The 25,566-nt window shown below is 60.7% G+C and carries 19 protein-coding genes; 17 read left to right on the top strand and 2 right to left on the bottom strand.

Annotation, left to right across the window (positions count from 1 at the left end):
• Position 1 precedes the first annotated feature (1 nt).
• Positions 2-2,647, bottom strand: a complete 2,646-nt coding sequence (gene tssH / locus SLH49_RS01315) for a type VI secretion system ATPase TssH (protein ID WP_320267372.1) — start codon at positions 2,645-2,647, stop codon at positions 2-4.
• Between the two features lie 172 nt (positions 2,648-2,819).
• On the opposite strand from tssH, the gene SLH49_RS01310 reads away from it, so the two are divergent.
• From SLH49_RS01310 to SLH49_RS01245, 14 genes are all read left to right on the top strand, one after another.
• Positions 2,820-4,910 carry a serine/threonine-protein kinase gene (locus SLH49_RS01310; RefSeq protein ID WP_320267371.1) on the top strand — a complete coding sequence of 697 codons (2,091 nt, stop codon included), beginning with the start codon at positions 2,820-2,822 and terminating at the stop codon, positions 4,908-4,910.
• A gap of 79 nt (positions 4,911-4,989) precedes the next feature.
• Entirely contained in the window at positions 4,990-6,120 is a 1,131-nt protein-coding gene (gene tssA / locus SLH49_RS01305; protein ID WP_320267370.1) for a type VI secretion system protein TssA, read from the top strand.
• Between the two features lie 17 nt (positions 6,121-6,137).
• Positions 6,138-6,674, top strand: coding sequence for a type VI secretion system contractile sheath small subunit (gene tssB, locus SLH49_RS01300; RefSeq protein ID WP_320267369.1), 537 nt, complete (start codon positions 6,138-6,140; stop codon positions 6,672-6,674).
• Positions 6,675-6,676: 2 nt separating this feature from the next.
• Positions 6,677-8,182: a type VI secretion system contractile sheath large subunit gene (gene tssC / locus SLH49_RS01295; RefSeq protein ID WP_320267368.1), complete on the top strand. Its 1,506-nt coding sequence runs from the start codon at positions 6,677-6,679 to the stop codon at positions 8,180-8,182.
• A 46-nt stretch (positions 8,183-8,228) separates the two neighbouring features.
• Positions 8,229-8,717: a type VI secretion system tube protein Hcp gene (locus SLH49_RS01290; RefSeq protein ID WP_320267367.1), complete on the top strand. Its 489-nt coding sequence runs from the start codon at positions 8,229-8,231 to the stop codon at positions 8,715-8,717.
• 3 nt (positions 8,718-8,720) lie between these two features.
• Positions 8,721-9,446: a type VI secretion system baseplate subunit TssE gene (gene tssE / locus SLH49_RS01285; RefSeq protein WP_320267366.1), complete on the top strand. Its 726-nt coding sequence runs from the start codon at positions 8,721-8,723 to the stop codon at positions 9,444-9,446.
• Positions 9,446-11,314 carry a type VI secretion system baseplate subunit TssF gene (gene tssF, locus SLH49_RS01280; protein WP_320267365.1) on the top strand — a complete coding sequence of 623 codons (1,869 nt, stop codon included), beginning with the start codon at positions 9,446-9,448 and terminating at the stop codon, positions 11,312-11,314. Before tssE ends, tssF begins: the two co-directional genes overlap by 1 nt.
• Positions 11,278-12,306, top strand: coding sequence for a type VI secretion system baseplate subunit TssG (gene tssG / locus SLH49_RS01275; RefSeq protein WP_320267364.1), 1,029 nt, complete (start codon positions 11,278-11,280; stop codon positions 12,304-12,306). Before tssF ends, tssG begins: the two co-directional genes overlap by 37 nt.
• Positions 12,303-13,583, top strand: coding sequence for a type VI secretion system-associated FHA domain protein TagH (tagH, locus tag SLH49_RS01270; RefSeq protein ID WP_320267363.1), 1,281 nt, complete (start codon positions 12,303-12,305; stop codon positions 13,581-13,583). Before tssG ends, tagH begins: the two co-directional genes overlap by 4 nt.
• Positions 13,580-14,029 (top strand): type VI secretion system lipoprotein TssJ, encoded by a 450-nt coding sequence (gene tssJ, locus SLH49_RS01265; RefSeq protein WP_320267362.1) that lies wholly within the window; start codon positions 13,580-13,582, stop codon positions 14,027-14,029. Before tagH ends, tssJ begins: the two co-directional genes overlap by 4 nt.
• A gap of 21 nt (positions 14,030-14,050) precedes the next feature.
• Complete coding sequence (gene tssK, locus SLH49_RS01260; protein WP_320267361.1) at positions 14,051-15,385, top strand: type VI secretion system baseplate subunit TssK; 1,335 nt, start codon at positions 14,051-14,053, stop codon at positions 15,383-15,385.
• Positions 15,382-16,743 carry a type IVB secretion system protein IcmH/DotU gene (icmH, locus tag SLH49_RS01255; RefSeq protein ID WP_320267360.1) on the top strand — a complete coding sequence of 454 codons (1,362 nt, stop codon included), beginning with the start codon at positions 15,382-15,384 and terminating at the stop codon, positions 16,741-16,743. The genes tssK and icmH overlap by 4 nt, the downstream gene beginning before the upstream one ends.
• 3 nt (positions 16,744-16,746) lie before the next feature.
• Positions 16,747-20,286, top strand: coding sequence for a type VI secretion system membrane subunit TssM (gene tssM / locus SLH49_RS01250; protein ID WP_320267359.1), 3,540 nt, complete (start codon positions 16,747-16,749; stop codon positions 20,284-20,286).
• A 2-nt stretch (positions 20,287-20,288) separates the two neighbouring features.
• Entirely contained in the window at positions 20,289-20,660 is a 372-nt protein-coding gene (locus tag SLH49_RS01245) for a TagF domain-containing protein (protein ID WP_320267358.1), read from the top strand.
• A 28-nt stretch (positions 20,661-20,688) separates the two neighbouring features.
• Here SLH49_RS01245 and SLH49_RS01240 read toward each other — a convergent pair whose 3' ends face one another.
• Positions 20,689-21,372 carry an OmpA family protein gene (locus SLH49_RS01240; protein ID WP_320267357.1) on the bottom strand — a complete coding sequence of 228 codons (684 nt, stop codon included), beginning with the start codon at positions 21,370-21,372 and terminating at the stop codon, positions 20,689-20,691.
• 142 nt (positions 21,373-21,514) lie between these two features.
• Between SLH49_RS01240 and SLH49_RS01235 the strand changes: the two genes are divergently transcribed.
• Genes SLH49_RS01235 through SLH49_RS01225 form a run of 3 tightly spaced genes read left to right on the top strand, consistent with a single transcriptional unit; the run spans position 21,515 to position 25,518 of the window.
• Positions 21,515-22,237 (top strand): PP2C family protein-serine/threonine phosphatase, encoded by a 723-nt coding sequence (locus SLH49_RS01235; protein ID WP_320267356.1) that lies wholly within the window; start codon positions 21,515-21,517, stop codon positions 22,235-22,237.
• 3 nt (positions 22,238-22,240) lie between these two features.
• A complete protein-coding gene (locus SLH49_RS01230) occupies positions 22,241-23,098 on the top strand; it encodes a M15 family metallopeptidase (RefSeq protein WP_320267355.1) in 858 nt (285 codons plus the stop codon).
• A complete protein-coding gene (locus SLH49_RS01225) occupies positions 23,098-25,518 on the top strand; it encodes an ImcF-related family protein (protein ID WP_320267354.1) in 2,421 nt (806 codons plus the stop codon). Before SLH49_RS01230 ends, SLH49_RS01225 begins: the two co-directional genes overlap by 1 nt.
• Positions 25,519-25,566 lie beyond the last annotated feature (48 nt).

Genomic DNA, 25,566 nt, shown 5'->3' with positions numbered 1-25,566 from the left:
CCTATTCGAAATGATAGGCAAAACCGTTGCTGTCGCCCGTCACCTCAACCTTTGTCAGCGTGGTGCCATCTAGTGTCTTGTTCAAAAGCGCACGGCTGAGTTCCGGCAAAAGCGTGTTGGTCAATATAGCATCGATCATCCGCCCACCGCTTTCGATCTCGGTGCAGCGCGCCTTGATCAGGTCATGCACGCCGTCGCCGATGACAAGCTCGGCCTCGTACTGCTTGGCCAGACGCCCCGCGATGGCGCGCAGCTTGTGACCGGCGATCACCTCAATCATCTGGTCAGAAAGCGGATAATAGGGAATGGTGACAAGCCGCCCCAGCAAGGCCGCTGGGAAGACCTTCAGGAGTGGCGCGCGCAACGCCGCAGTCAGTTCGTCAAGATCGGGTTTGACCTTTCCATCCTCGGTCATTGCCATGATCTCATCCGAGCCAGCATTGGACGTCAGCAGGATCAGCGTGTTCTTGAAATCAATCCGCCGCCCTTCGCTGTCATCCATCATGCCTTTGTCGAAGACCTGAAAGAAGATCTCGTGCACATCCGGGTGGGCCTTTTCGACCTCATCAAGCAGCACGACAGAATAGGGCCGCCGCCGCACAGCCTCGGTCAGGATACCGCCCTTGCCGTAGCCGACATAGCCGGGCGGCGCGCCTTTCAGGGTGGAGACGGTATGCGCCTCCTGAAACTCACTCATATTGATGGAGATCAGGTTCTGTTCGCCGCCATAAAGCATGTCGGCAAGCGCCAGCGCCGTTTCCGTCTTGCCCACGCCGGAGGGTCCGCAAAGCATGAAAACGCCCATGGGTTTTTCGGGTGCTGATAGCCCCGCGTAAGAGGTTTGGATACGTGACGCGATCATCTCGGCTGCATGGTCTTGGCCTGTGACGCGGGCGCGGATCGTCTCAACCAGTTCCAACGCGCGTTCGGCCTGGCTGGCCATCATGCGGCCCGTGGGGATGCCGGTCCAATCCTGCACAACGGATGTGACGGCAGCGGTGTCGACCGACGGAAGTATCAGAGGTTTCTCGCCTTGCGCTTCGGTCAATTCTGCCATCTTGGCTTGCAGGTCATCCATCACGGCAGCCCGGTCAGCGGGGTCGAGCGCAGGTGTATCGGCTTCCGCCTCATCCTCGCCTTCAATCGGCGCGCCGCTTTCGCGCAGCTTTGCACGCAGGGCGATGATATCAGCGACCAGCGCTTTTTCCGCATCCCAACGCTCGTTTTCCCCTTCTAGTTGGGACTTCGTCTCTTCCAACTCGGCGGTGATGCTTTCGATACGCTGGGCCGTGTCGATGCCAATCCCCGCCTCGCGCTCCGCAATAGTCAATTCGAGTTCCAACGCAGTGGCGCGCCTTTCCAGATCCTCCACGGCACCCGGCGTCGCGTGCTGCGAAATCGCGACACGGGCGCAAGCGGTATCGAGCAGGCTGATCGCCTTGTCGGGCAACTGGCGGGACGGGATATAGCGATGGGAGAGTTCGACCGATGCCGCAATCGCCTCATCCAGTATCTCCACCTGATGATGCTTTTCTAAAACGCCTGCCACGCCCCGGCACATGCGGATCGCGTTTTCAACGCTGGGCTCTTCGACCTTGACCACCTGAAAACGTCGGGTCAGGGCGGGGTCTTTTTCGATGTGCTGCTTGTATTCGTCCCAGGTCGTGGCCGCGATCGTCCGCAACTCCCCACGCGCCAAGGCGGGCTTAAGGATGTTGGCGGCATCGCCTGTGCCAGCCGCACCGCCCGCCCCGATCAGCGTGTGCGCCTCATCGATGAAAAGGATGATCGGCGTGGGCGAGGCCTGCACCTCATCAATCACCGATTTCAGACGCTTTTCGAACTCGCCCTTCATGGAGGCGCCCGCCTGCATCAGACTGACATCCAGCATATGCAGGGCGACATTGCGGAGTTGCGGCGGCACATCACCGCGCACAAGGCGCTGCGCAAAACCTTCGACCACCGCAGTCTTACCGACCCCCGCCTCGCCGGTCAGGATCGGGTTATTCTGCCGACGGCGCATCAGGATATCAACGATCTGCCGGATTTCAGGATCGCGCCCCACAACCGGGTCCATCTTCCCGTCACTCGCCGCAGCCGTCATGTTGCTGGCATAAAGGTCAAGCGCGGATTGCCCGCCCGGTGCAGCCTTGGGAGCAGCCGGTGCCGTTGTCTGCCCTTCAATCGAATCAGCCAGAAGCTCGTCTAACTGGCCGGACATGCCTGCCACATCCACCTTGTCGAACTCGGTCGAGATCCGAAACAGCAGCGATTCCAGCACCGGCGTCTGTCGCATGGCGAGCAGCAGATAGGCGGACCGCACCGTCTCATCCCCGAAATCAAGCTGGCCCATATTCCATCCATCGCGGATGGCATGAAACAGATGGTCGGAAAACTCCTCAACCGCGCTTGCCCCGCGCGGAAGCGCATCAAGCGCGCGGGTGACATCCGCGGTAAGCGTGCTTTCGTCCACCGCCGCCGCGCGCAACAACAGAGCGAAATCTGACCCGTCTTCATCCATCAGTGCACGGATGAAATGCACCAGCTCCACATAGGGATTGCCGCGTGCCTTGGCCGCCGCAGCCGCTGCAGAGAAGGCCTTCAGACAAAGCGGGTTGAGCTTTCCAACCAGCTCTTTGCGCTTCACAGTTTCAGAAGATCCAGTTTGGGCCAATGCCGTCGCCCCCCATCTCGAAATTAAGTCTTGGGGCAACAGTTTGGCAGAAATGTGTCGCACCCTAACGAAAGGTAGCCTATCCTCGCACCGAACTGAAAGCGACATTTGATTTTCGTAAGCTCTTGTTTCTTGGAAGAACGCAATGACGCATCCGCTGCCCGGTGATATTTTCAAAGTCGGACAGGTGCTCAACAACACCTATGAGATCGACAAGATTCTCGGGCGCGGCGGAACCGGCGAGGTTTATCGCGCGCGCAACAGGATTACCGAACGTCTTGTCGCGATCAAAGCGCTCAATCGGCAGTTTTCGGGCAATGCCGACTATATCGAGCTGATGAAGCGCGAAGAAGAAATGCGCGCGATCCAGCATGATGCCGTCGTGCGTTACACCGAATGCTCGCTTTCTGATGACGGTCATGTGTTTCTTGTCATGGATTACGTCGAGGGCACGCCGCTGAGCGACGTCATGACCCGCCGCCGGATGGATGAGCGCGAATTGCTCATTGTTGGTCATCGCGTTGCCGAAGGGCTCGTCGCGACCCACGCAAAGGGGATCATCCACCGCGACCTGTCGCCCGACAATATCATCCTGCGTCAAGGGGATCCGGCAAGGGCGACGATCATCGACTTCGGCATCGCCAAGGATACGGCTGTTGGCGCCCGCACGATTGTCGGATCGGACTTTGCGGGGAAGTACGAGTATTCCGCACCCGAACAGCTTGACGGGCAGGTCAGCCCGCAATCCGATCTTTACGCCTTAGGGGCAACGCTCCTTGCCGCGTGGCGGGGGGAAACGCCGTTTCGCGGTGCCACGCCGGGAGAGATCATTCGCCGCAAGCAGGCCGCTCTCGACACAGATGGCGTGCCGGACATGCTGCGCGGAATTGTCGAGCGACTGACCGCACCTGACCCGCTTAACCGCCCAGAGAATGCAGCCGAGCTTGTCGCGCAGATCGATGCAGTGCTGCGTCCGGCAAGCGAACCGGTTGAGAAGCGCGACAGGAAAACCCGTCGTAAGCCACCCTGGGCGCTGTTGGGCGGTGTGGCTGTCGTGGCCGCTGCCGCACTCGTCTGGCTTGGCGGTCTCTTTGATGAATTGCTGACGCCCCCCCTGCCCGTTGCTGACCCCTATAGGCTGGAGCTTGTCAGTGCCGATGGCACCCCCCCGGTCCTGACTGGCAATGCGCCGGATGAAGCTGCCGTAGAGGCGTTTCGTAATGCGATCACCAACAGTTTCGGCGCGATGCCAACCGGTGAGTTCGTTCTGGCCACGGGCCTTCCAGAAGGCGAATGGATGGGCGAGGCGCAGATCCTGATGGATCACACCAGCGTCCTCGAGACCACGCAATTGTCAATCAGCGACCGCACAGCAACGCTGTCCGGCTTTGCGCCAGATGTGACCACCCGCGCCGCGGTAATAGCCAACATCGACACGTTCGCCACCACTTATGACTGGCAACTCAACACCGATCTCGAGGCCGGTCCGCTGGTGCTTTCAAGAGCCGCCATCGCGGAGGCTTTAAGCACTGTGCAGGATTGCGGACCACTGAACGTTGAGGGCGACACCGCAGGGCAATTTGGCCTGCGTGAGCCGGTGAGGATCACGGGATATGTCTCGGATGAGGAGGTACGGCCGAAGATTACGGAACAACTCAAACCGCTGGTCGGCGACCGTCCGGTTACGGTGATCATCCAAACGCTTGCGCTCGGACACTGTATGGTCCGCCAAAGGCTTGCCGACGTGGCGAACGATGTCGGCACGCTGGCGCTTTCAGAAGGCGATACCGGCGAGCGCAATCTGTCGGGCGTCTTCCGGGTTGGGCAGAACCCGGTGGTGGACTTTCTCGTACCCGAAGAATATGGCGACGGTGCAACATGGGCCTTCTTTGTAGATCCAGACGAAAAAGTTTTTAGCGTCATACCGCATGCCTTGGATGATCGCGTACTGATTGCTGAGCGATCAGAACTCCAAGACGGCATCCATCGTGTACGCGTATTGTTCACGATCGAAGAATTCAATGAAGACCGTCGACAACTCGCAACGCGAGTCAATGCAGATAACCTTGGCAAAAGCGAACTCTTTGTCATCCTTTCACGTGGACCACTCTTTGACGGGCGCCGCCCCCGCGAGGAAAGCCCCGCCGCAGTTGTGCAGGCGCTGGACGAGATATTTGCGCAAGATGCGGACAAGGTGATCGGCTATGCCTCCGCCATTGTTGACGGACGGCAATAATGGCTCAAAGATGTTAAAAGTTTGTCAGAATCAATTTGTTGTGTGAAACTAAAATTCATTGATGAAAAACACTTAAGCTATGATGACACAGCTGGCTAGCTTCCAAGATGTGGTTGATCCCGCAGCACCATCGGGCATCGACCTGAGGAATGTGCCGGAGTTTCATGCGATTGAGCGGATGCTTGATCCGGCTGCGCGCGAAAGCCGCATTCAGCCCGACAATGACGGCCCGCCAACAACGGCGGATGTGGATTGGACAGCCGTCTTCGATGCCGCTGCCGACCTTGCCACGCAAGGGCGCGACCTGCGTCTGCTTGTCATAGTTGTCCGCGCGCTTGCCAATCAGGACGGTCTTGCTGGCCTGACTGCCGGGGTAACCCTGATCAACGAGACATTGGAGGCGCATTGGGACAGCGTGCATCCCGTGCTGCGCGAACGCGATGATCCAAAAGAGGCCGCACTTAGACGTATCAACAGCCTCAAACAGCTCGAAAATGACGATAACGGTCTGCTTGGCGATCTGGAAATGAACCCGATCATGACCTTGCCGGGTCTGGGGATCATCACCGGGCAAAACCTCTTTGATGCCGCACTTAGCGAGTTTGACGCGATGAATCGTGTGCCATCGGGGCTAAGCGCTGATGAGCGTGAAAAGCTGCGCAGCGCTTATCAAGCTAACAAGAATCGGGTTACCGCCGCCTGCCGTGCTGTTGCGGCAGAACAACCCGATCTTGCCGAGACGCTCAAGAAAGACGTGGGCGAGGCGCTGGCCGCAGTCGAGGCTTTGGAAAGCCGCTTTTCCGAGAAGGCCGGGCTCAGCAATGGCGGCGGCGTCCGTTTTCCGGAACTGACCGAGTTTTTGAATAACGCAAAGACAATGATGGATACCGGCATGGTCAAGACAGACGCCGCCGAACCGCAAGTACCTGAGAACACTCAGGAAACGAACACGACCGCAAGTGCGCCGAAAGCTGCGTCTTCGGGCAGTAGCTCGGGAGATATCAACTCGCGCGACGACGTGGAACGTGCCCTTGGAAAGATCATCGCCTTTTACGAACGTACCGAACCATCCAGCCCGATCCCGCATCTCGCACGGCGGGTCCAGCGGATGGTTCACATGGATTTCATGGAACTGATGTCTGAAGTCGCACCAAGCGGCATGAAAGAGTTCCGTAACGCTGCTGGCGTCCAAGACGACAAAGGCAAATAACAGGAAAGAAACGGATTATGGCAGACAGTAAACAGAAGGTCATTGAGCGTAATCGGGCCCCACGGGTGCAGATCGCCTATGACGTTGAGCATTATGGAAGCCCCACGACCATCGAGTTGCCCTTTGTGATGGGGGTCATGGCGGATCTTGCAGGCAAATCCGAAACGCCCGAGGCGCAAAAGCCGCTGGGCGAGCGTGAATTTGTCGAAACCGATGCGGGCCGCTTCCCCAAATTCATGGAAGCCCTGTCGCCCCGCGTGAAAGCCCGCGTTCCCAACAAGCTGCCCAGCGCGGAAGGCGAAGACGCCGAGGAAGAGTTGTTCGTGGATCTGACATTCAAATCAATGTCCGATTTCGCACCCGACAAAGTCGCTGAACAGGTCCCGGCTTTGGCGGAACTTCTGAAGATGCGCCAGCAGCTCGAAGAATTGCTGGGCTACATGGATGGCAAGGTCGATGCCGAAAAGCGCATCGCGCAGCTTTTGTCCAACGAACCACTACTGGCCGAAGCGGCAGAAGCCGCGATGAAAGCCAATGAAGAAGGGGAGGGTTGATCATGGCCGATACCGAAGCCCAAGAAGCCGGCAAGGAAACCGAAACCCTTGATCTGGGCGAGTTCTCATCGCTTCTGGAAAAGGATTTCCGCGTCAAAGAAAGCGAATCCGACAAGCTGCAGACACTGGTGCAAAACTTGGCCGTCGCGGCCAAGGAACGCTCCGGCTCTGCCTCAATCTCGGGCAATGCGGTCAAGTCGATCAAGTCGCTGATCGCCGGGATTGATGCGATGCTGACCGAGCAGGTCAATGAGGTGATCCATGCACCTGAGGTCCGCGAGATCGAAGGGACCTGGCGCGGCCTGCACTACCTCGTAAACAACACCGAAACCGATCAAAAGCTTAAGATCCGTGTGCTGAATGTCAGCAAGGATGAGTTGGCTGACCATCTGGAAGACTTCGAAGGCCAGATGTGGGATCAGGCCGACATGTTCAAAAAGGTCTATACGGACGAATACTCGATGTTCGGCGGTGAGCCTTTTGGCTGCATTATCGGCGCCTATGAGTTCTCGCATAAGCCGAAGGATGTCGGGATGCTGCGCAACCTATCGGGGATCTGTGCGGCGGCACATGCACCCTTTATCGCAGCGGCCGCCCCGCAATTGTTCCGCATGGAAAGCTGGCAGGAACTGCCCAATCCGCAGGACCTCGAACAGATCGTCTCATCCCCCGATTACGCCAGCTGGCAATCGCTGCGCGAAAGTGAGGATGCCCGCTACATCGGTCTGACGATGCCACGGGTTCTGGGCCGCCTGCCTTACGGGGCCGAGACGGTGCCCGTCAAAGGGTTTGCATTCGAAGAAGAAATCGATGGCAATCACGACCACTACGTCTGGATGAATGCCGCCTTTGCCATGGGCGTGAATATCAACCGCAGCCACAAGCTCTATGGTTGGGGTACGCAGATACGCGGTGTCGAATCCGGTGGCACGGTCATGAACCTGCCTGTGCATACTTTCCCCACCGATGATGGTTCGGTCGCCATGAAATGCCCTACTGAGATTGCCATCGACGACCGGCGCGAGGCGGAGCTGGCCAAGCTGGGCATGATGCCGATCCTGCACCGCAAGAACACTGATACAGCGGCGTTTATTGGCGCGCACAGCCTGCAGGATGACGAGGCGCGCGCAGGGCGGCTGGTTGATCCGGATGCGCAGGCGAATGAGCGCCTGTCGGCCAACCTGCCCTATCTTTTCCCCGTCAGCCGCTTTGCGCATTACCTCAAGGCCATTGCACGCGACAAGGTGGGCACGTTCAAGGAACGCGCCGACATGCAGGTGTGGCTCTCGGAATGGATCAACCGCTACGTGCTGGCCAATACGGCCATGGCGGATGACAAGGCCAAGGCAAAGCGCCCTCTGGCCGCGGCCGAGGTGCAGGTGGACAGCGTTGAAGGACGCCCCGGCTACTACAACGCCCGGTTCTTCCTCCGTCCGCATTATCAGCTTGAGGGGATCAACGCGTCGTTGCGCCTCGTCTCAGAATTACCATCGGTCAAGGGCTCCTGATCAGCGCCTTTGCCACCCCAAACCCCGCAATTAAAAGGAAATTGATATGTCACTTACCGGTTATCTTAAGATTGATGACATTCCCGGTGAATCAAAACGTGCCGAGCATGAAGACGAAATCGATGTCCATGGTGTGCATTGGAACATCGAACAAATGAGCTCGGCCGCGCGTGGCAGTGGCCGCACACAGTCGCGGGCACAGGTCGACAGCCTGACATGTTTCAAAGAAACGGATGCCTCGTCGGTTTACCTGGCGCTGGCCTGTATGCAGGGCAAATCCATTCCTGCGGCAACGCTGGCGCTGCGCAAGGATTCCGGTGAAGCGCATCTCGACTACTTGATAATCACCATGGAAAACGTCGTGGTGACCAAGTTCGAGATGGTCAATGACGGCAGCGATGAAAACGATCAGGTTGTCACCGAGAAGCTGTCCCTGTCTTTTGAATCAGTCAATATGAAGTACACGATTCAGGCGGACGACCACTCAGCCGGTGATGAGCACGAGGTCGAGTTCGATATCGTGGCTGGCGCCTAAATCATGAACCGCCGCACGGGACCGGATGTAATGCCAGTGGCCCGAAGCGAGGCGATCCAACCATCGCTTTGGGACCGGCTGGTGAATGATCTTCCCGGTCTTGAGGCGGAAATCGAAAGTCAGCGCCGCCAGCTTGCCAAAGAGCTTGGCGGCGATGATGCCCTTACAGGCCTTCTTGATGACAGTAAGCGCAACGCAACTATTGAAGAGGCGGACGAGGACACCAATCGCCTGCTTTACCTTCTGCGTGCCAATATGCAGCGCCGCAACAGGTTGCAGACGAGCGGCATCGCCGTGACCCGCGATGTTCTGCGCGAAGCTGTGCGGCGCGACATCGAAACGCTGTTCAACATCGAACGGATGGAAGCGCAGACCATGATGACAGACCGGGAGGCGCGCATGATCGAAACGCCTGCCGATCTGCTCGCCGATTTTCCGCATGTCCGCGCAAGTGTGATCAATTACGGGGTGCCGTCCTTTGCAGGCCGCAGTGGCTCGGACTTCGACAAAACCGCGCTGGCGCGCGAATTGCGTGATGTCTTGATCGCGTATGAGCCGCGTCTGAAACCCAACACGATCAAGGTCAAGATCGACCTGAACGACAAGACAGGCATGAAAGTCACGGTTGACGCCGTACTGATGCTCTCACCCACACCCGAACGGCTGAAACTGTCGACGACCATTGATCTGGACACCGGGTCTGCCGCCACCGTGCTGGAAGATGCGTAATGGACCGCACGTTCCTGCATTATTACGAGAGCGAGCTGGAGCATATTCGCGATCTGGCAAGTGAATTTGCAGCACTGCATCCGGCGGTGGCGACGAACCTCTCGCTTGATACCACGCCCTGCCCGGACCCCTATGTCGAACGGCTCTTGGAAGGTGTCGCCTATCTCGCCGCGCGCACCCGGCTGAAGGTTGATGCGGAAAGCAGCCGCCATGTGCGCAATCTGCTCGATGCGCTCTACCCCGATATGGTCGCCCCCGCGCCAGCCATGTCCATGGCAGCCCTGACCCCCGGCGATCAGGTCGAGGCCATGGTGGAAGGCTACACCGTGCCACGCGGCACACGCATGATCTCTGGCTTGCGCGACGGTCTGACCACCCGCGCGACCTATACCACCGCGCAGGACGTGGCGCTTTGGCCGATTGAGGTTGCCGGGGTCCAGTATCTGCAGGATATCGGCGCCTTGCGGGCGGCGGGCTTTCGGGATGGCGCAGGGCCAAGGCCTGCCGCAGGCATCCGATTGACGCTGAAAAGCGCGGGGCCTACAGCGCTCAACACCTTGAAGCTCGACACGCTCGATCTTTATCTGGGTCACAAGGCACGTGGCGGGCAGCTTTTCGATGCGCTTCACGGACACGGCATGGGCGTGATGTCCCGCGCCGATGAGAGCCATTTCGAGACGCTGGGCGACAGCACCATGGTCGGCATCCGCGATGCGGAAACCCTGCTGCCACAGGTGCGTGATGCCTTTCAGGGCTACGGCCTGATCCGCGAATACTTCCTGATGCCAGAGCGGTTTCATTATATCCGCCTGCACGACCTGCAACGTGTTGTGCCCGGTGCCAAGGATCACGTTGACGTCCTGATCCTGCTCGACAAGGTGCAACCCGATATCGCGGATATTTCGCCCGCCGATTTCCAGCTTTTCGTCACACCAATCGTCAACCTGTTCGAGCGGGAGTGTAACGTTGTTGACCTGGATCCGGGTCGCGCCTCTCATGCGGTGCACCCCGACCGCACGCGTCCGCTGGATTACGAAGTGTTCCGGCTGATCCGGGTCGAGGATATCGAAAATGACGGCCCCGGCGCGCAAATCCCACCGATCTTTGCCGCTGAGGGGGGCCATGCAAACCGGCTGTCCTACAGCATCGAACGGCAGGCCCGTCGCCCCAGCGCGGATGAGGTCCGGCGCGGCCAGATGCGGACGAGCTATGCGGGCGACAATGTGTTCATCGCGCTTAGCCATGACGGCTCAAAACGGGCGGGCAGCGCGGTCCGCAGGCTCGATATCCGCGCGCTTTGCACGAACCGCGACTTGCCGATCCTAGATGACAATCCGCAACTAACGCTCGATTCCGGGGCGCCGGTTAGCGCGATCACCTTGCTGCAGGCCATCAAGCGCCCGCGCAGCAGCCTGCCCGCGGTGCTTCCGGCCGCTGGGCAAGAAGAGACACGGCGGGATGAGCTGAACTGGCGTTGGATCAGTCAGCTCTCGCTCAACCACGTCTCGCTAGCCGAGGCCGGGACGGATGCCGCACCGCTGCGCGCGCTTCTGGCACTTTATGCAGATCGGGGTGACCCAACGCTGGTGAGGCACGCACAAGCCCTCCGCACGGTCAGTTCAGGGCCTCTTTTCGAACGCTTGCCCATCAAAGGGCCGATCTGCTTTGGCCATGGCACTGAAATAACGCTTGATATCGACGAAGGTGTGCTGAGCGGGCATAGCCAATTGCTGCTCTCGGCGTTGCTCGCGCAGCTATTGCGCCGTCAAGCGGCGATCAACGCGGTGGTGCGCACCAAAACCCGCCTTGCCGGATCACAAGAGGAGGTGGTATGGCCGCTCACGCTCGGCAATCGCACGATGATCTGACCATGCTGGCCGCAAAGGCGGGGCGGGCGGATTTCTTTGCGCTTCTGCGCACCATCGAGGAGCTTGATGGGCGGCGCTTTGGGCGTGAGGGCGGGGCCGAAGAAGAACCGGCGCGGCTGGGCCAGCATGTGCGCTTGTCCTTTGCGACGACAGATGTGGCGGATATGCGGACCGATCCGCAGGCCAAAGTGGCGGTGAATGTGCTGGGGCTGCTGGGCCCGGAAGGCCCCATGCCGCTTTACCTGACACGCTGGGTCATGGCGCGGCTGTCAAACCGCTGGTTTGCGGGCGATGCGGAAGGGGTGACCTCTGACACCGCCTTTAAGGATTTTGCCGATGTGCTGCAGCACCGGCTGATCGCGCTTTACTGGCGCGCCTGGGCCGATGCGCGGGCAGAAATTCAGGTCAGCCACAAGGGCGGCGGGCCGAGCGCTGCGATCCTGCGGGCGCTGGCCGGGCTTGGCATGGCGGCAGGTGGCACTGCGCCGCATGACAATGCCAAGCTGCGCCATGCCACAACGCTGGCCCAGCATATCAATCACCCACAGCGGCTGACGCGCTACCTTGCAGATGCGGTCGGCGTGCCGGTCAGCTTGCAGGAATTCGTGGGCCACTGGGAAGAGATCCCCGCCCCGCTGCAATCACGGCTGGGCCACAGCTATTGCGGGCTGAACGCGGATGCGGTTTCGGGCGCGCGCGTCTTTTCGCGCCAGAACCGGGCGGAGCTGCGGCTCGGCCCGCTGACCCATACGGAGTTCACCGCACTTCTGGACGATCCAGACACCCGCGAAAAGCTGCGCCATGCGATCCTTTTTGCGGCAGGTCATGAGGTCTCGTTCCAGATTCGGCTTGTGCTGAAAGCGGCTGAGATACCGGCGGCACGCCTTGGCGATTGCCGCCTGGGTGCCACTGCCTGGGTTGCGCCACGACGCGACAAGGATGCAGATGATCTGATGCTGGCGGACATGACAAAACCAAGAGAAGCAGCATGAGTGACGCGCAACTCATCCTCGAAAGCTCGCCGGGGCCGCAGGCGCGGATGAGCTATCCGATTGGCGGCAATTCCGTTGTTGTCGGGCGGGGCGATGACGCGGATTGGCAGTTGGACGACCCGGATATGTATCTCAGCCGCAAGCACTGCGTCATTGCGGTGACGGACGGGCGGCTGATGGCAACCGATACCAGCCGGGGCGGCACCTTTGTGGATGGCGCCGAACAGCCCGTTGGCACCGGAAATGCCATCGCGCTGACGGACGGGATGCGGCTGCGCATGGGTGATTTTGTGTTTCGCGTCGATATGGCATCGGCGACACCCACGCCCGAACCACCCCAAAAACTTAGCAGCAGTTTCACATTCGCCCCGGCATCCGCTGAGACAGCCGAAGCCGCACCGCGCCCCGACACGCTCCCCCCGCCATTTGACCCATTTGCCGAAAGCACTGCCAGCCAAGCGGCGGCAAGGCAGGACACGACCCCGCCGAAGCCGCTCGACATGGATGACCCGTTCGGCCTTGATCTGCCGACGCGAGAGACCGAAGCCCCTGCCCCCACTGGCAACCGGTTCTTCGACGCACCGCTGTCAGCGCCGCTAAAACCGGAGGCGCCGCCGCCAGAGCCGACACCGCCGCCCATCACCGCCGAACCCGAACCAGCGACTCCGCCCGCGCAGCAACCTGTGTCAGCGGATGACGCGCTGCGCGCGGCCCTTCTTCGCGGCATGGGCATTGATGCAGACCGTATGCAAACCGCCGACCCGGTGGCACAGATGGAGGCGATCGGCACCCAATACCGCTACCTGATCGAAGGCGTGATGCATCTGTTGCGCGCGCGTGCCTCGGAAAAGCAACAGGTTCGTGTGGCGCAAACTCTGATCTCAAGCGCGGATGTCAATCCGCTGAAATTCGTCGCCACCGCCGATGATGCGATCACAACGATGCTCGACAACGACCGCCCCGGCTATCTGGACGGGCCCGCCGCGATCAACGGCGCCTATCGCGATCTGGCCGATCATCAGGTGCGCACGTGGAAGGCGCTGCAGTCCGCTCTTCGGCGGATGATCGACCAATTCGACCCGACCGAGATCGAAAAGACGCTTGATGACAGCGGCATGCTAGAAGCGCTCTTGGCAGGCGGGCGCAACGCGCAGCTTTGGCGCGCCTATGAAGAGCGCTATCAAGAGATCGCGCGCGCTGCCGAAGAACGCTTCCTTGGCGAGGTGGGCGAAAACTTTCGCGACGCATATGAAGGCAAAGAGGAGACAGGGCGATGATCCTGACACGGCGATACTTCATTCTCTCCGGCACAGGTGCTGCAGCGCTCGCCGCCTGTGGCGATGCAGGGCCGGGCACCATCAGCGTCTCCGCCAGCATGGCCACCGGGGCCAATCCCGGCCCGGATGGCAGCGACCGGCCACTGACGCTCTCGTTCTTTTCGCTAAACGCGCAGGACGCGTTTGATGCCGCCGACGTGCTGGCCCTGCAGGACCCTGAAACGGCCCTTGGCGGAACCTTGCTGCGCGCCGATCAACTGGCCTTGGCACCGGGTGGTGCAGGCACGCTTGATATCCCCGTCCCGGTGGGCGCGACCACCCTTGGCGTCATCGCGGGGTTCCGCGATGTCAGCGGCAAGACATTCCGCACCACCACGGCGATCCCCGCCTCTGGCGATCTTTCCCTGACGATTGCCGTCAGTCCCACCGGATTGGCGCTGTCGTAACGATTTGAAGGCCCGAAATATATGAGCGACACAAACCGCGTTGTCTGGTCAGAGGGTCTGTTCCTCCGCCCGCAGCACTTCCAGCAGCAAGATCGGCACACCGATGCACTTATTCGGGGCGCGATGCTGGCTGCGTCGCATCAGAATTTCGGGTTTCGTCACTTGACCCTCGATAAGGCGGCGTTGGAGGCGGGTCAGATTGGCGTCGATGCTGCTCAAGGTATCTTTCCCGATGGCACGCCGTTTTCGCTGCCCGAAATGACAACGGGGCTCAAGGCGGCGACCGTGTCTGCCAGCACCCATGCGGGGCTTGTGATGCTGGGCATCCCGGCGGTGCAAAGCGGTGCAGCAACAATGGATCCGGAAAGCACCGGTGCGGCAGGCGCGCGCTACACTGGCCAAATCGCAACCGTGCGCGACACGATCAAAGGCGGCGCCGATCCGACCGAGATCGAAGTTGCCCGCCTCGCCCCGCGCCTCTTCCTGCCCAAGGCCGCGACGGATGGTTATAGCTGCATGCCCATCGCCCGCATCAACGGGCTGCATGCAGACGGCTCGGTCGCGCTTGATGCAGCCTTTCTGCCGCCAGCGCTCGTCACCTCTGCCAGCCCCTGGTACGCGACCTTCCTGCAAGAGGTGCTGACCGGGCTAGACCGGATCCGGCAAGCGCATGGCGATATCGTGATGCGCGGGGCCGGTGCCTCGGTCGAGAACCTGCTGATCCTGGAGCTTGCCAACACCGCCCATCCCCGCATCGCCCATATGATGACGCAGGACATGTTTCACCCCTCCGAGCTGTTCTTTGAGCTCGCGGGCCTCGCCGGGCGCATGGCGACCTTTGGCAGCTCTTCACGGCGCATGTCGGAACTGCCCGCCTATGCCCATGACGACCCGCAGGCGGGTTTCGCTGCCATTGCGGACACCCTGCGCTCACTCATCCTGTCGCTGCGCCATGTGGAGGTCAAAAGCCAGGCACTGCAGGTCGCCAACCATGCAGAAAACGTCTGGACCGTGCGGATCGACAATACGGATATCATCAACAAACACCGGATCGTGCTGCGTGTCGGGGGCGAGATGTCGGAAGAGATGTTGCGCAAGATCTTTGTCGAACAGGCCACCATCGGGGCTGCTGACGAATTTGATGCGCTCTGGAAGTCCAAGCTGACGGGCATCGCTCTCAAACCTTTGCATTCGCAACCGCGCGAAATCCCCTATGATGGGGACAGGCTGTGCCTTGAACTTGACCGAACATCGGATCATTGGGCGAAACTGGCCGATGCGCCGGGCTTTGTGATCGGGGTTGCGGGCAAGCTGGAAAAACCGCCGTTGATTGATTGCTACGCCGTGAAACGATGACAAAGGATGATCCCTTCGGTCTGGAAACAGACGCCGGACGCACCCGGATCAGGCCCGCGAAGGCCAATCGTCCTGCGCCTGCGCCCGCGCAGGCACCTGTAGCACAAACAGCGACCTACACTGACACATCCGCCCGGATGCGCGCCACGCGGGCCAGCGACAATCCCCTGATCGCGGCGTTCTCGTTACTTTTGGGCCTCGCCCCGGAACTTGGATCGGCCACCATGGTCGAAGACCCCGAAACACTGCGCGCGCGTCTTCTTGACAACCTGACCTATGCCCGCGATCAGGCCGTTTCGTCAGGCGTGCCGCTTTCGCGCGCGGATCAGGCGGCGTGGTTTGTTGCGGCCCTGCTGGACGACATCGCGCTCAACACACCCTGGGGCGGGCAATCATCCTGGCCCCGGCAGCCGCTGGTCGCAGCACTTTATGGCGATGTGGATGCGGGTGAGAGGTTCTTTGCCCGGACCGATGAGCTCTTGCGTTTTCCCGACAGCGACCGCGACATGCTTGAACTGGTTTTTCTATGCCTGTCTTTCGGCTTTCGCGGCATGCACCGCGTCACCGGCAGCAATGGCGCGAGCGCGCTGAGCAGTCTGCGGGCGCAGATCTCGCGCTATGTGCGCGATGCAGAAGCTGATGACAAACCGCTTTCCCCAAACTGGAAAGGCGTCGATGCGCCGCCGGAAAAACAGGCTTTCGCGGTGCCCTACTGGGCTATCGCGATTATCGCCGTCGTGGTCATGTTGATGATCTATGTCGGCCTCTCGATGCGCCTGACCGGCCAGTCCGAGAGGCTATATGCCCTTGCCAATGTCCTGCCACCGCCAGAGCGTGCGGCGATCTTCCGCCCCGTCCGCGATACCGAACCCCCGCCTGAGATCGAGCTTGAGACGGTTTCGCTCGACCTTCTGCCACTTTTTGCCGACGCGGCCCCGCCCGACGACCTGCCCGCGCTGACCGGGCGCGAGGATGTCTCGCTTGTCGTGATCGCCGTACAGGCAACCGAACCAGAGGTTTTCCGCTCGGCCCAGGCCGAGATCAATGAAGAGTATCGCGATCTGATCGCCTCTATCGCGCGCGTGATCATCGAAAATGGTGACTTCGTCGGCGGTGTTTCGGTCGTGGGCCATACTGACAGCATCCCGGTCCAGCGCAGCAATCCATTCGCCACCAATCAGGGCCTGAGCGAAGCGCGGGCGCAAACCATCGCCGATCTTCTGATCGCATCGGGCGTTGCTGCCGATCTGATCACCGCCTCCGGCAAGGCCGCGACCGAACCCATTGGCGACAACGCCACCCGCGAAGGGCGCGCGCGCAATCGCAGGGTCGAAATCATCATCGCCAAAAGGTTCTGATCCATGGGCTTTGTCAAAACCATCTTCGGCTTTCTGTTTTCCCGCCTTCTCTGGACGCTGATCGGGATCACACTGCTATGCCTGGTGATCTGGTTTTATGGCGCACTGCTGCAGTTCGGCACTGCCGTCCCGCTGGCCTCGCCCATCGCGCGGATCATCCTGATTGGGCTGATCGTGATCGCCTGGCTCGTCTCGATGCTGTTGCGGCAATTGCGAGCAGCACGGGCAAACCGGATGTTCGTGACCGAACTCGCTGGGCCTGAAGAGCCGGCACCTGCCGCCCCGGGCGAAGAAAATGTGGCCGAGGTACAGAAGAAGTTCCAGAACGTGCTGAGCCAGGTCAAACGCTCGAAACTCGGCGGGCGCAAGTTTGTCCGCGACATGCCGTGGTACGTGATCATCGGCCCGCCTGGCACCGGCAAGACCACAGCGCTCAAACAATCTGGCCTGCATTTCCCGCTTGATCTGACTGATGACCTCAAGGGCATCGGCGGCACCCGCAATTGCGATTGGTTTTTTACCGAAGATGTCGTGCTGATCGACACGGCAGGGCGCTATATCGAACAGAAAAGCGACCCTGATGTGGATTCGACTGAATGGTTCGGCTTCCTGCGCGTGTTGAAAAAACACCGGGGACGGCGGGCGTTGAATGGTGTGATCCTGACCCTTTCGGTGCAGGAACTGACGGACGACGAAGCGGAACTGCGCGAACATGGCCGCCAGATCCGCAAACGCCTCGCTGAGTTGCGCGATGAGCTTGGGATCGACCTGCCCGTCTATCTGCTGATCACCAAGGCCGATCTGATCGTCGGGTTTGAGGCGTTCTTTAACCACCTTTCCACCCGCGAGCGGGAGCAGGTCTGGGGCGCGACACTGCCCGTCGGCGCGCGCGTGCATGGCGACACGGTTGAGCAAGAGATGAAGGCGCTGCTGGGCGCGTTGGAGCATCGCACGACCAACCGCGTGGCCGATGATATCCCGGTCGCCGACCGAGCCGCCGCGTTCCGCTTTCCCGCGCAGCTTGAGGCGCTCACGCGCCCGTTGAAACAGCTGATCGAGACGGTCTTTGGCGAAAGCCGTTTTGACGATCCGGGGAACCTGCGCGGATTCTATTTTACGTCTGCCACGCAAGAAGGCTCTCCGGTGGACGTGCTGGTCGGCGGGATCGCGGCCAATTTCGGCCTGCCACGGCCCGCAATCAGCGCACGCCATAGCGGCGAAAAGCGGTCCTTCTTTCTGCGCAATCTCCTGACAGATCTGATCTTTCCAGAGGCGGGGCTTGGGGCCTTCGATCCAAAGTCGGAAGACCGCCGCCGCTGGATCTGGCAAGGCACGCTTGCAGCGGCCTGCGTCAGTACGTTGGTTGCGGGTGGCACCTTCCTTGCATCCTACGTACAGCAAAACCGGGCGATCACGGCCTATGGCGAAACGCTCACGGGTCTGAGCGCGCGGCTCTCCAACATCGCCTCGCGGCAGGCGCCGACCGATCCGCTGGATATGCCGCTAGCCCTTGATGCGATGGGCGAGATCAGCCGCGCGAGCGCTGGCGAACCGGCAGGCTTTCTCGCGCGGATCGGCCCGACAGCATTGGCAGAGCGCGCTTACGCCCAGAATATCGCCTATACACGTGGCCTTGACCACATCCTGCGTCCGCGCATGGTGGCGCTGTTGGAGGCCACGATGTGGCGTCAGATCCGTGACCCGGAATACCTCCTAGGCGCGCTCAAGACCTATCAGATGATGACGGGGCTCGCGCCGTTTGACGCGGATTTCGTCACCGGCTGGTGGCAAAACGGTCTGCCGCAATACGCCCCGCTTGACCCATTCCCGGATGCGGAGGCGCTCGAACACCAAGTGGCGGCGATTGAGGTGATGGCGCTCTCCACCGAGTGGCCCGCCCCTGACCCGGCTTTGGTGACCGCAGCGCTCGAAAGTGTCTGTTCCATTCCGATCAGCCTGCGCGCCTATCGCGCCTTGCTCGGAGATCCCGCAGTGGCTAATCTGCCCGACTGGACACCAGCCGCACATGTGGGTCCCAACGGCGCGCAGACGTTCACGCGGCTTTCTGACAAGACCCTGCGGATCGGCCTGCCGGGTGCCTTCACCTACAGCGGTTTTCACGAAACGGTCGCGCCGCGCATCGGTGCCGTTGCCGTGCAGGCCGCTGTGGACCGCACCGTCTTTGCGGGCGGCTGTCCGGAAAGCGCCGATGCCTCTGCCGACAGTATCGAGGCGGATATCGCCAAGCTTTATTACGACGAATACATCGCCCAATGGGACAGCCTGTTGCGCGATCTGCGCATCGCGCCGATCACCGATCTGCAAACGGCGACCCGCAATCTGCGTGACCTGTCGTCAGCTGATTCCTCGCTGCAACGGCTGCTCACCGCCGTGGTCGCCGAGACCGATCTAACGCGGCCCTCTGACGCTGAGGCCGCCGCAGACGCAGCGACAGATTCCGTGCTTGCCGCAGCGCAACGGCGCCTCGCCGGTTTGACGAAGCTGGGCAAGAATACCGGCCTGACCGCACAGCTTGGCGGCGCGGGGGCGGAAGAGGCAACAAGTGGCATGCGCGTGGCAGAGCATTTCAAACCACTGCGTGCCACAATCGCCGAGGTCGACGGCCAACCGCCATTGCTAACCGACACGCAAGCTGCCCTCGTGGCCCTCTCAAACGAATTGCAGATCGTCTCGGCCAGCCCCAATCCGCAGGCGGCACTGCTCTCATCCGGCGGACTACCAGTACTGACCGGAGCCATCGCGAACGAAGCAGCGATCCTGCCTGACCCGATCGACGACTGGATCACCGGCATCGCAGGCGACACAACCGCCGTGACCCGCGACGCGATTGTGGCACAGCTCAACGCGAAATGGCGCTCTGATGTGCTGCCCTTCTGCACATCCGCGACCCGCGGCCGGTATCCGTTCGATCAATCTAGCGGCATTGACGTAAATACCCTGGATTTCGCGCGGCTTTTAGGTGCAGGCGGGCTGATCGACAGCTTTATCGAGAACAGCCTGGCACAATATGTCGATACGAATACCCGGCCCTGGTCCTGGCGGGCGGATTTCGGTCTGAGCCCCGAGGCGCTTGCCCCATTTGAAAACGCCCGCGCGATCCGGGATGCCCTCTTCCCCGGCGGTGCTGGGCCGGTGATCGGGTTCAATTTGCAGCCGGTCGATCTCAGTCCGAACGCGTCCCGTGTGACACTCGACGTGGATGGCCAATCCCTTAGCTACTTTCATGCGAATGCCGGTGCGCAAAGAATGGCATGGCCGGGGCCGGGTGGGAGCAATATGATCGCCCTTTCATTCACGCCGTTGGAAGGTGGGCCCGAGGCGCGGCGCACCGTAACCGGTTCCTGGGCGATACTGAGGCTTATCGGTCAGGGGCAACTGAGCCCTACCGCATCACCAGATCTGTTTATGCTAACCCTTGCAGAGGGCGGCTACAGCGCCACTTACGACCTGATTGCCAGCAGCGTCATCAACCCGTTTGATCTGCAGATATTCTCTGGCTTCCGCTGCGCTGAAGGCTTCTGAATATGGGGGTTGGCCTTTTTGGCAAACTGCCGGCGCATGGCGACTTCATCAGCCGTGGTCTGCCCGGCCCGTTGCGCAAATCGCTCGACCAGTGGATCACCCAAAATATCGGACAAGAGACACTCCCGGATGGCGGGTTATGCAAAAGCCTAACACTGGCAGGCACTCCGATCACTGCGGTCATCCTACCCAGCCATGACAAGTCAGGACGCGTTTTTCCGGTTGTAGCGGTGATACTGGAACCTGCGGGCGGGGCCACCAGCATAAATGAATGGTGCGATCAGATTACCGTTCGCCTCAGCGACGCGGTGAGCACAGCAATTGATGCCGATACGCTGCTGGCGTCATTGCCAGCCGCGCCCAAAGCGACCTGATCTACACAAAAGAGCCTAATGAGCCCGCCTAGCTCAGCGCCTGGAACTCGACCCTGCGGTTTTCATCCGCGCGTGTATCACTCGCATTGATCGGGAAGCGTTCACCCATGCCCAATGTGGTGAGCCGATCCGCCGCAATCTCACAACTGCCCACGAGATAGCGTGCCACTTCCTCCGCGCGCAGTCGAGAGAGACGTTCGTTATATGTATCCGAACCGGCGGTGTCGGTATGACCGACGATCTGGAAGACGTTGATGTCGCTATCGCGCATCACCACGCACATGCGGTCCAAGGTTGGTTTTTGATCATCAGCAATGGCCGCTGAGTCAAAGTCGAACTTCACGAAAAGGTTCACCTGCAGGGTCGGGTCAAGCCGCCCAAACATCACGCTGTCGGTGGTCGGCGCGACGGGCGCTGTCGGCGCTGTTTGGGCAACGGTTGTATCCGTGGTGGGCTCAAGGGGCGCAAGCTCTGCACCAACGCTAGGACTGTCCGGCGTTTCGACCTCTTCAAGGCCAGACGGTTCAACATCATCGACAGTCACAAGCGTCAGCCCACGTGTGCGCAACTGCCCACCTTCACGCAATTCGGTAAAGGCAGATCGCTGCGCCTCAAACAGCGACAGAATTTCGCTTTCGTCAATGTCCTGCGCCGCAGCAGGCAAGGACATCGCACCTATCATCAAAGCAGTCACAAAATGAAGTTTTCTCATATCAATCCCCATCTGAAAAAGGATTAGTACCTCTAATAGTATTGCGGTAAACTCGGGCCATTGCAACGTTTGGTCGGTACCGCATGGCCTATTTCAACCATCCTAGCTGCAGCGTTTTCACCCCTTCTCTGGCCCTTGAGCAATGACCTCGCCTGCGCTTCGGTTTTCCGGCGCGGGCTATACCCATGTGGGCCACGTGCGCGAACGCAATGAGGATGCGATTTTGCTTGATCCGGCGGGACAGCTTTGGGTCGTTGCTGACGGTATGGGCGGGCATGGACATGGTGATATCGCTGCCGATATGGTGGTGGATGGCCTTGCCAATCTTGCGGACGGGGACGAACCTGAGGTGATGCTGTCCGAGCAGATTACGCGGATCAACACCGACATTCATGCGATGATGATCCGGCGCGGGCGCACGATTGGGGCGACGCTGGTGGTGGCCTTTTTGCAAGAAAATGTGTCGTATCTGGCCTGGGTCGGGGACAGCCGCATCTATCTGTCGCGCGGCGGGCGCCTGCGGCAATTGTCGCATGATCATTCGCGCGTGCAGGAAATGGTGGATGAGGGTTTGCTTGGACCGGAAGAGGCCGCAACCCATCCCGAACGCAACGTGATCACCCGCGCCATGGGGGTGGAGCCAACAGTTGCCATCGACAGCGCCACTCTGCCCATGCTTGCCGGTGACCGGATCATGCTGTGTAGTGACGGTCTGACGACATGTGTGTCCGACCATGCCATCGCGCAGATCATGAACGCACATTCGGATCCTAAGGAAACGGCGGCAGCTCTCATGCATGCGGCACTTGCTGCGGGCGCGCCCGACAATGTCTCGGTCATCGTGATCGCCGCGACGGAGGTTTAGGGCATGCGCGGAACCGGACTTGCGGGCCCACTGATCGTTGCGATTGGTCTGGTGCTGGGCGGTCTGGTCTTTGCCATCGTCTCTGTTCTGTTGCAGACCGATGATGGCGGTGCGCTGGTGCGATTGAACAGGGCCGAGGTTGAATTGCGTGCCGCACGGGCTGATCAGGTGGCCGCTGAACAAGCGCTTGCGACGGCGCAAGAAGAGATCGCCAGACTGCAATCCGCACTTGAGGCTGCAGCCACCGCCCAAAGCGCCCAGGTGACTACATCGATTATCCCGGACACGGTCGATGATCCGGGTGATCATGGCGAAGTGGTTGAGTTGACGGAGGAAATGATCCTTGCACGGGATCGGTTCAACCGTGGCGTCACGCAGCCCGGCAATCGGGTGATGCTCGAACTGCTTGGCCAGCCGCGCGGGCAATATGACAGCACGTGCCGCAATGTGACGAACCCCGAACTGCGCGCCCTGCTTGAGACGCGGCAGATTGGCCCGATCCGCGTGACCATGATCAAACCGGCACTCGACTCGCTCGAACGGATCATGGGCCGTCTGCAAGAGACAGAGCCGGATATTTACGCCGCTGTCGGGACCGCAGGCGGACTTTGTGTACGGTTGATCCGCGGCTCCAGTTCGTCGATCTCCAATCACAGCTGGGGCACTGCGGTGGATATCACCCTGGCCAATGACCTCGATGATTTTGCTGATGGCAGCACGCAATTTGGGCTGCTGCTGATTGCCGAGCTTTTCAATGAAGAGGGCTGGTATTGGGGCGCGACCTATTCGCGCGAGGATTCGATGCATTTTGAGGTGGGCGTCGAAACCCTGCGCCAGTGGGCGGCGGACGGGCAGATCTGATGCAGCCGGGCGATGAGGGCGCGGTTTTCCGGGCGCAAGCGGCACCTTTCGAAGAATTTCTGACCCATCTCACCCCGAAGCAGATGCGCAACCTTGGCAGGTTGTCGGATGAATTGGCCGTGCGGCTCGACCGGTTTGCCGCCGATTGCGCGGACAACAATGTGCCGAATGTTCAAATACGCCCCGCAAGGCTGGCGCTGGCCACTTGGGCCGATCAGGTGGTCCGCCAACGCAGCAAAGCTGACCTGACCGCCTGGTCAGGTCATGCCCGGCAAAGCCTGTTTGAAGGCCGTGATATCGGCAAGTCCGAGATCATGCATTTTGCCAATGTAGCCAAAGAACAAGGGTCGGATTTCGCCGATCTGGCCGCGTTTCTGGATCATTGCCAGCGCCAGATGTCGGACATGCGGCAGGTAACACCACCGAAGCGGGGCCGCACTGGTATTTCTGCGGTGCTTGTCATGTTGGTTTTGCTAACCCTCGGCGTTGGGTCTTACGCGGCCTATCTTGAAGCACGCTTTCACCGCCAAGCGCTTGACGCCTACGCGGCACTCGAAGACGAGCTGACCGGCGGAATTACGGGGCAAAGCGCACAGGTTGTCGAGATATTGAACACGCTGTCGGGTGATCTGGTGCATGTGCGCGCGGCAACAACTCAGGCTCCGCTTCGCGGCATGATCACCTTGCCTTTTGCCGACGCGGTAGGCAGCGCACAGATGCGGTATCAAGAGACGGTCAGCGAAGTGGCAACACCACTGCTTGGTGAGGCGATTGAGCTGGCACTGGCCACCGAAGGGCAGGGACTGGCCCTTTACGACACGATCCGGGCACATGGCATTCTGACGGGGCTGACGGCGTGGGAGCCGCACTTTCTCGCCGGATGGGTCGCGGCCCGGGAAGAGGCGTTTGGCCTGCAAGGCTTTGCCGATCATGTGGCGCTGATCCCCGGCCCGGTGACCGATCTGCCGCCGCCCGATCCGCTGATCATGGAACAGGCGCGCGGCTTTGCCGCCGAAACCGAAGAGGCGGACCGCGCCTGGCTTGAAATGCTGCGCGCGCCCGACATCGCCGAACTGCCGGTCTGGGATGCGCAACAATCCGTGCCACGGCTTGGGCAGGTGGCTTACCGTCGCTCTGGCGCGCCATTGCAGGTGGCGGGGCTTTACACCATTGCTGGGTGGGAGGCCGCGCGCGATGTAGCGGCAGGTGTGGCGGTGCAGAAAACCCGTGATCTGGCCTTACCGCTTTTCGGGCAGGATTTGCCGCGCCTCAACAACACGCCCGATCTGGTGCTGGCGCGCCAGCAGGCCGAGACGATCCGTGTCTGGCAGGATTGGCTCTCTGATCTGCGGGTTCTCCCCTTTGATGAGCCGCAGACCGCCATCATCGTGTCGGGGACACTGTCGCAAGCGCAATCGCCCCTTCCCGCACTTCTCGAAGAGGTCTGGCTGCAGGTCGGTGGCACCGACCGCGCCCGTCCGCGCCCTTTGCTGCAAGACGTCGCTCGTACCTTCGGCCCGATGATCCAATATGTCGAACAGGGCCGCATGGACGAAATCGCCGCACTCTTCGCCAGCGTCAACGTAGCACTCAGTACCCGCGATCTCGATCAGGCGCGCGGCGATGACGCGATCATGAGCGTGGCGACCCGTGCGCAATCGATCCAATCGCTGCGTGCGGCGCCACGCGTCGTCGCACTTCTGGTCGAGGATACTTTGGCACAGATCAGCGGTGGCAATGCCGACGACACCCCGCTCGGACGCGCCTGGACCCGCGTTCATGCGCAATGCACGCGGGCGCTCACGGGTCGGTTCCCGTTTGGCGAAGGGCCACCGGTCACGCCATCCACCGTGGAACAAATGCTGGGGCCCGCAGGCGCGATTCCGGTCTTCTTCCGTCAGTTCGCCGCACCCAACCTCGATACCGAAATCAGTCCATGGCGCTGGAAAACTGAAGCACGCTTTGCCGGTTTGTCCCCCGACACAGCCGCCTTTCTGGAACAAGCAATGACAATCAGCGCAGGCATGTTCGAGGGTGGAACACTGGGCGCAGATGTAACGATCACAACGCTGGCCGAGCGTGGGTCTGCCACGCTGCGTCTCGGCGGGGTCGAGGTGCCGATGGGCGCCAACACCACTCCCGCTCCGGTCGACTGGCCCGGCCCCGCCGCCGCGCAGGGCATCGCCTTGCAATTCGTAGGGGCTGAACCCAGCGACACGCTCACACGTACCGGACCCTGGGGGATGCTGCGGCTGCTGGACGATCTGCGCTTGCGCCCACGCGACGAAGGGCGCCGGTTTCTGGTGGATATGCGCGATGCCACGGGGCGGCTTTTTGTCGAACTCAGCTTTGCCGACCCGATCAATCCGGTTTCGGTCCGGCAGTTGATGCAAACGCTGCAATGTCCTGACCAATTGTGATGAGGTGACTTACGCCGCGCCCGAATTCGGTTATGTTACAAGGGTATT

Source organism: Cognatiyoonia sp. IB215446 (assembly GCF_033963825.1).
GTDB lineage: Bacteria > Pseudomonadota > Alphaproteobacteria > Rhodobacterales > Rhodobacteraceae > Yoonia.
Note: the sequence above shows the minus strand (reverse complement) of the source record. Positions and strands in the feature narration are given on the sequence as shown.